The organism is Photorhabdus akhurstii (genome assembly GCF_018448925.1).
In the GTDB taxonomy this organism is placed as follows: domain Bacteria; phylum Pseudomonadota; class Gammaproteobacteria; order Enterobacterales; family Enterobacteriaceae; genus Photorhabdus; species Photorhabdus akhurstii.
The window spans coordinates 102,443-110,615 of record NZ_RCWE01000015.1; the positions used below are offsets into that span (position 1 = coordinate 102,443).

3 protein-coding genes are annotated in these 8,173 nt (G+C 40.4%); all 3 read right to left on the reverse strand.

The window, feature by feature from the left end:
* Positions 1-57: 57 nt before the first annotated feature.
* The 3 genes from EAE93_RS16180 to EAE93_RS16190 all read right to left on the reverse strand — a co-directional run bounded on the left by EAE93_RS16180 (position 58) and on the right by EAE93_RS16190 (position 6,919).
* Complete coding sequence (locus EAE93_RS16180) at positions 58-5,088, reverse strand: alpha-2-macroglobulin family protein (protein ID WP_214040093.1); 5,031 nt, start codon at positions 5,086-5,088, stop codon at positions 58-60.
* 582 nt (positions 5,089-5,670) lie between these two features.
* The gene (locus EAE93_RS16185; RefSeq protein ID WP_214040094.1) at positions 5,671-6,111 is read right to left on the reverse strand and encodes a hypothetical protein; all 441 of its coding nucleotides are present in this window, start codon (positions 6,109-6,111) and stop codon (positions 5,671-5,673) included.
* Positions 6,112-6,115: 4 nt separating this feature from the next.
* Complete coding sequence (locus EAE93_RS16190) at positions 6,116-6,919, reverse strand: MBL fold metallo-hydrolase (RefSeq protein WP_036781641.1); 804 nt, start codon at positions 6,917-6,919, stop codon at positions 6,116-6,118.
* Between the last annotated feature and the right edge of the window lie 1,254 nt (positions 6,920-8,173).

Below are 8,173 nucleotides of genomic sequence, written 5' to 3' on the forward strand. Positions count from 1 at the left end.
CAATGGATACCTAGTGAAAAATCAGCCCCTACACCAAAGCGTAAGGGCGGATAGACTTTAGCGAACAACTTCCAGTTTTTCTGGTGTAGAACCGACCGCACGCCAGTAAGGCACATACATAGATTCAACCTGTGGCGCAGGAATGGTGTAAACACCCGGAGTAACAGCACGAGCCAAATAGAGCAACGTCACTGGCTGAGAAGGATCAACTGCGACTGCCGCCACATATCGATCATCACGATATTCCATATGGCGAATCGTCGCCTGCTGCATATCGCCAATCAACTCTTGCAGATTAGCGGCACTCTCGCTCAACTTAGCGCTACTGTTAGCCAAATTTTGATTCTCCAGTTCCAAACCGGCAGGCAATAAATCAACTACCAAAGCATCCAATACGGGTTTATCTGAACTAACCACCAATTTCACAACCACCATTTCACCGCTTTTTAGACGGTCAATAGCAACTGGATTACCCTTCATATCCAGATAGCTACGCTCAATTTTCAGCACATTAGCGTAAGGTTTAGGAGAGCGCAGTGGGTAAGCCACCACATTCACTCGCGAATAGAGCGTGCTGTCACCAAGGTTACTGATACTCATACCTTGCAGAATATCCTGTGGATACAGCATCTCACTATAGGGTTTATTTCTACTTATTGGTGAATTCCACTGACTAAACAGAGCTTTCCACGGTTGCGCCGATGTATCAATAAAGAAACGTCCCGCCAGATAGAGTGAATTACTCTCCTGAGTTGAAAAATAATTGCGGGATGTCAATTCATCAGACAACGCCAGCAATTTCTCATCACGCTCTTTTATCTGCATATTATTTTCAGTCAACAGAGCAACAATCATTGCGTTGTCGCGGATGGCACTACCGTAATCACCTAAATCTAAATCATCATTACGGTTTTTGCTGATCCCCAAATGAACCGCTTCATCCGCTCGGGTATTATCCCCCATCAGTTTCAGTGCAATGCCCAGTTGTACCAGTGACAAGCCATTACCTGCTTGCTGACGGCGTTCATAAACTTGTCTCAAAGCACCCAATGGCGCTTTCTGTTGATTGGCAAGCACCAGACCGGCATAAGCCTGAACCGAGAATCGCATTGCCTCCTGATTCTGGCTGTAGGGATAGTTAATAACACTCTTATCCTGTAAATAACGTAACAGACGATTATTGGCAGAAGTCAACACCTCTTTAGGTACGCTGTAACCGCGTTGACTTGCACGGAATAGAAAATCGGTAGCATAGGCCGTTAACCAATACTCCTCATCACCGGTTTTATCCCATAAAGCAAAGCTACCGTCATGGCGCTGCATACTCAGTAGATGAATAATTCCCTCATCAATACTTGCCCGGCGTTTATCATCATCTTCCGTCATGATGCCCAAGCTATTCAGCTCTGCCTTGTTCGAATAGAGTGACGGGTAAAGCCCGCTGATTGTCTGCTCAAGGCAGCCATACGGATAAGCGTACAATTCACGAATATAGCGTGAAATCTGTAACGGCGGGCGGCTGCTCAGTAACAACTGCCCCTCGGCTCCTGCTGGTGATAAACCCGACAAGGCATCCGACGGCATCTGCCACTCCTCTCCCGGATGAATAACATTAGCGAACAGAACAGTTTCCGCTGGCTGCGCCGGACGCACGCCAATCTTCCAACTATTTTGGTACGGTTTCACATTTTCACCCGGCAAATTCAGACCATTAATCGTCAGGGAAACCCCTCCTTGACCAGAACCGTACTGCGCTGTGACCGGGATCTCCACGGTGGTACGTTTGCCTTTTTCCAGTACTATCTCTTTGCTAGCATCCCCTTCTAGCCTAATCAGGTCATCAGCAGCAAAGTTCAAGGTCAAGTTTTGCGTCTGTTCAGTTAAGTTAGTTAAATCCAACGACAACAATGCGCTATCACCACCGGCCATAAAACGAGGGAGGGCCATCTGTGCAACCACCGGCGCCGCAACGACAACTTTACTTTCACCGTGGCCGAACTCATCTTCACTCCACGCTTGAGCCATCAGCCTCAATTCACCGTTGAAATCAGGGATTGGCAAAACGATCTGCCCTTCGCCGTTTTCATCCAATGTCACCGGCTGTGCCTGTTCAGCGATAATCTTAATTTCGGTTAATGGTTTCCTACCGCCACGTTCAAGGGCACTATCATCGCCATCACCGCCAAAACGCAGATTCGCCAGACGACCTTCACCTTCAATCAACTGACCATAGACATCATATTGATCGACGCTGTAACGCTTACGACCAAAGAAAGCCTCATAGGGGTCCGGGGTTTTAAAATTCGTGACATTCAACACCCCTGTATCGACAGCAGAAAGCAGCACATTAACCTGCTTGGGTAATTTCCGCCCTTGCTGTGGCGTCGCCTTGACTTTAACGGTCAAATTTTGATTCGGACGCATTTTTTCCGGTGCGGATAGCGTTAAATCCAGTTTACGATTTTCATCAGCCAACGGCAGGTGCAACACGCCAATGGCCCGTTTCGGCGTCGCCTGACGAGATTTATCATCTGGACGCACCACCACCGCGGTTAAATAAAGGTCATGACGACGCCACTCTTTATTCACCGGCACTTCCACATCCAAACCTTGCTCTGGCACATCAATTTTTTGCCACCAAAGCGGCCCTTCGCTGGACTCCACCAACAGATAACCTTTACCGGCCTGTGGTGCGACCATGTGCAGTTTTATCTTTTCACCTACCTGATAAGCAGGTTTATCCAAAGACAATTTCACCTGATCAGGACGAACAGCCCCTGTGCCACCCGTATTGTCCTGCCATGAATAACCGGCCCAGAAATTAACACTGGTCACTAATTGATTTTCTGGATTAACCACTTCAATACGGTACGAACCCCAATCAACCGGAAAACTTATCTTTGCGGTACCATCTTGAGCAATTTGGATATGTTCATCCGCCATCATCAAATCTTTCTGGTCATAGCCTGATTGCCAACCTTCACCATCCGACCAGCGCCAATAATAGTCACGGCGCTCATAAATCAGACGAGCGGTTAAATCTTTCGCAGCATATTTTTTTCCATTGGCATCGGCATATACCAGCGCAAATTGCGCCAGTGAATTTTCATCCACATTGTAACGGCTTTGATAACGACCTACGCGATAGTCATAAATCTCTTTCTGATTGAACAGCGGACGGATACCCACCAGCTTTTCTGTCGGCCAAACGGCCTGTTCAACCCGCCGAGTTACCGGGCGGCCACCCGATTCAAGCAAACTTGCCTGTACAATGACGTTTACCGGCGAAGAGACCGAACTCCAGTTATCGGCACTGACATTAATTACGGCTTTACCATCATTCCCTAAAACCAGATCAAACTCATCCAATGTGCGACTAAGATTGTCCTCTGTAACCGCACCAAACTCATAGCCGGGCAATTTTGCTACCGCATCACGAGCTGGACGCAGGAATAATTGCCCTTGCAGACGATTATATGCAGCAGGCGCACCATATAGATAACGGCCGTTAATCACGAAATCCACATCGTGGTCTTTCATCACCGGGGGAGACTCACTGCTAATTTCCAGCGCCATACGCTCCGGCAGAAAATCTTCGACATTAAACTTGTAATAACGAGGTTTGTTATCACCCAAATCAAAACGTAGCGACCAGAGGCCGGTAGCCGCTGAGGGAGGGATCACATAACGATATTGATACAATCCATTTTCAGGTTGCCAGACAAAACTATGGACTACCTGACCATCGGTTTTCAGTACATCCACTTTAACCGGCTGACTTTTCACTGCGCGGCCATCGCCATCACGCAACAGGCCATTGACAATCAACGTTTCACCCGGACGATAAAGATCACGAGGCCCAAAAACAAAAAACTGTTTGCTATACCCTTGTGAGCCAGAAATATCGAACTCAGACAGATCCAGCGCCGGTGATACCAAATCAATCATACTGGTCTGGTGGTCACGAGTAGCGAGCAATAGTTTCGCTTTCGCATTTTTCTCCAGACTGACGTGTCCATCATCGTCCGTCGTTGCTTTTGACAATAATTGCCCTTTCTCATCCAACAAACGTATTTCCACCCCTTTCAGGCTGCTACCTTGCGCTAAAGATTGGGTAAACACATCCATCCTACCCAGATAGCTGTGCATAGAAACACCAATATCACTTAAGGTAAACATTGTTGCTGGATTAGTGTCAGTGTATTTACCTGCTTGTTGCATCACCGCCAGATAAACGCCATCTTTCTGTAACTCTTTGATATTACTTAATGGCAACAGTAATTTTTCGCGGGTATTCAGTGTTGGATTCAGATCGAAACGGCCGGTATAAACCAGTTCCGCGCCTTTGAGCATCTCTTCAGATTCCCAAGAACTCATATTGTTGCGATATTGCCACTGTGCAATAAAAGCGGGCAATGCTGTCTCTTTGATCCTGAAAAAATTAACATCAATACGATTTACATTCAGGGCTAATACCGGCAAACCTTCAGCGACTTTACTGGGTAACAAGGAGCCTTTGCTGGCAAAACCGACAGACGGAGAAATCGTCGCGGTTGTCAGCGTTTTCTCATAAACCGTTTCGAGTTGACGATCATTGATACCTTTAACACCTTTATCTACGGTCAATTGCAACTCACGGGAGGGCGGTAAATGGCGCAAGCGAAGCTCCATCATGTTATCTGATAGTTCCCAGGCACCATCAAGTTTGCCCTCTTTAACATCGACCAAACGAACATTCTGAGCAAAATCCTGATTTGGATCTAAAGGAACAGAAAACGTCACCACCATTGCACTAGCGCCATCAAGCTGAACTTCGGAAGCATCCAGAATCTTCACTGGTTTACCGGCATAACGTTTTGCTAATTCAACCAGTGATGCTGCATCTTTCTGTCTTACGGATTTTGGTGGAATACTTGATTGCTGAGGTGTTTTTTCGCTTTGAACTTCTGTGGACTGTGGCTGAGCCACGTGCTTATTATCAGTACTATCAGATTGGTCACAACCAGAAAGCATCAGCAAAGAAGCCAAAATCACCGCCAAATAACGTTTGTTTTTTCCTGGTCGTTGCCAGAATTGACCTTGATTCATAACCATAACCCCTGTCTTAACTCCAACCAACTGATGGCAGGATTTAATGAATAACTTTATATACCCGTTATCTTTCAAGTTTCCTCTTTATTGGCGACACTCACCCCGATCACATAGTTCGCTATGCTCCCGGGGGATTCACTCCCTTGCCGTCGCGATGCATCTTGAAATCCATAGGGTATATACCGCCTATTTATATTAGGCAACGTACAAACATTAAGTTCATATAATAGCCTGTTATTTTAACGAATTAAACATCACGGAGACGATAAATAAATCTAAATTTATCGATTCAATTTTCCATTAAGAACTCTATGTATCTAGTAAAAAAAATTTTCGTTATTTCCCTCAGCGACCGAAGATAGCCCTTTACTGCACCACCTGCCCGATAATTCACAAGAAATAAAACAATATAAAATCGACCATTAAAACAAGATTAAACAAACAAGAAATGATCATTATCGTACTGGTTATAAATATCACTACCGGATTAAATATACTCTATTTCAACATACCATTATTTAATAAATTAATTATCTCAAGCAATAAATAATTTTAATAAATATATATTTAACGTTTTATTTAATACATTACTAACCATTTATTAAGACTAATCATTATCTCAATAGAATACTTATAACAAATAAAAAACCATGTAAATAAAACACATTTAACTTCTGATGCAAAAATTACCATTAATCTGTAATCTGTAATCTGTAATCTGTAATCTGTAATCTGTAATCTGTAATCTGTAATCTGTGAATAGGTTGCCACTTTTTTATCAAAAGTGGCAATAATAACTTGCGTGAAACACCGATTATACAAATTATTTTCTATAAAATGTGAATAAAATCCTCTATGATGAAAAAATATAATAAAAAATGCGAATAAATTCAGCAATAAAAATATTAACCTATCGTTATTATAATCCCAATTATTTAAAACAGAAAAAAATACTAACCCCAACGCTGTCGCAAATGGGGTAATAACCTGATGAACATCCATTTTCTCAATAAATTTCATTATGTTACTCTACTAATAATACCTGCCCTGTTTTCAACTGTTTGACATTTGGCAACCAAAGTCTTCCCCAGCTACCCGTACAATGACATCCATAAACTTCTTTTATATTTTCTTTTATGAAAAATTCTCTGATCTTCAATAACTCTGTCGGTAACGCTCTCCTTAAATGCAATCCTCCTATTACTGCGAATACTTTATCCACACCGGTAATCATTTTGGCGTGGTTAATGATTTCACAAATACCAGAATGACCACAGCCAATGATAATCACCAGTCCATTATCACTTTTCCAAATTAATGCACTATCATCCAATATATAATCATTAGCCCAACAGCTCTTTCTAATTAATCCATAGGATTTACGATGACTGTTTGCTATTTCTCCTGAAAAAATAAATCGCTCACTTATTTTCATATGCGATTTCGTCAAACGAAATAAAACTCTCTTCTTAACTCTTTTATTAATTTTACCCGATATTTTTTTGAATTTTAAGACACTCTTTTTATTGAACATCACACCATAATATTTCTCGCTTAATGCATCAGGGTGACATATTAATTTAGCATTATGAGGAAAATAGTTAACACCACCTATATGGTCAGAATGCCCATGAGAGATAACAATTTTGGATATATCATCAATAGATATTCCCATCCTATTTGCATTCTCAATATAGCTACCATCTGGACCGGTATCAAAAATTATCTTCTCTTCACCATCCTCAAGTAAAAGACTCAGACCAGGCTTAGCTATCAAATATGAATCAGATGTTTTATTTTCCAAGAGTACAGTTATTTTTAATGACATAGCATATCCATTAGTTTTGTTGAAGTAATTAATCTATTAAACGATACGGGTAACAATAGCATTGACGTACATCAATAAAATAATGAAAAGCCATTATATCGTCACATTTTTATAAGCAGATCACAAATTACCCCTCCTCTGCTAACTGTTAATTTTTCAACATAAAATGATTATCTCTCTATCATATTTATTGTCTTGCAATATTAACACACAAATATTATACCTTACTGTACAACATATTTTTAAAGGTAGAGACAAATATATTATTAAAAATAGAACTCAACGATAGGTTATTCAAACCATTTAATCCAATTCACTATACTAATACCTAGTGTAGTTGACAATGCTTAATTTGAAATATCACTATAAAGCCAGTAATTGACTTACATGACCGCACTCATTTTATCTATATTATAAGATAAAAATATAATATATTTACCAGATATAATTTGACTTTACATTACATAAAAACATTTAAATAGAATAGTTAATAATTATCGTTATATACAAACATCATCTGTCGTTATAAACATAATCTATTAACTTATATCCAACCATTATTAACACCGTTATTAATACGACAACAAAAATATATTATTTTATGTAAAATATAGAATTAATATATTTAAAAATAATTGGTAGATTCACATAATAAGCGCAACATCGTTACTCTGGAAGTCAACATATCCGTAGTCCTTTAGATAATTCATTGGGTGTTTTACCACCCCTAGTTTTTCAAGAACGATTACTTAATCGGTTTACCACAAAATTTAATTCCTTTGGAAAGTATTGCCTGATTAACCTATTGATATTTTCATTGTTTCCCCCTTCTCAAGGTGAACAATGACGCCAACAAATCATGCTATTTATCCCACATAATTAGAAAGGATTTAGGTTAAGTGATCTTCTGGCAAATCAAGCGGCAGCTAAAAAGCAAGATTGGCATGGATAAATCCTCACAATAAGTCAGAAAAGGTAATACCTCATCACAAATTAACGATAACCGTCGCATTAAAAGTAATTTCATACCGAAATCAATCATCATAAATGTGATAAAAATCACATAATTAAAATAAAACAATAAAATTAATTTGAAATTATTAATGCTGGTTATTAAATGATTAATATTAATCTATTTTTTATACAATACTGTTACAAAATAATCACATTGGCCTGTTTTTTGCTTTGTCATATAACCTCTTGTTTTTGCTGCTATCTTAACCAACCCCCTATTTTAGTTGCCCGGTTGATAAT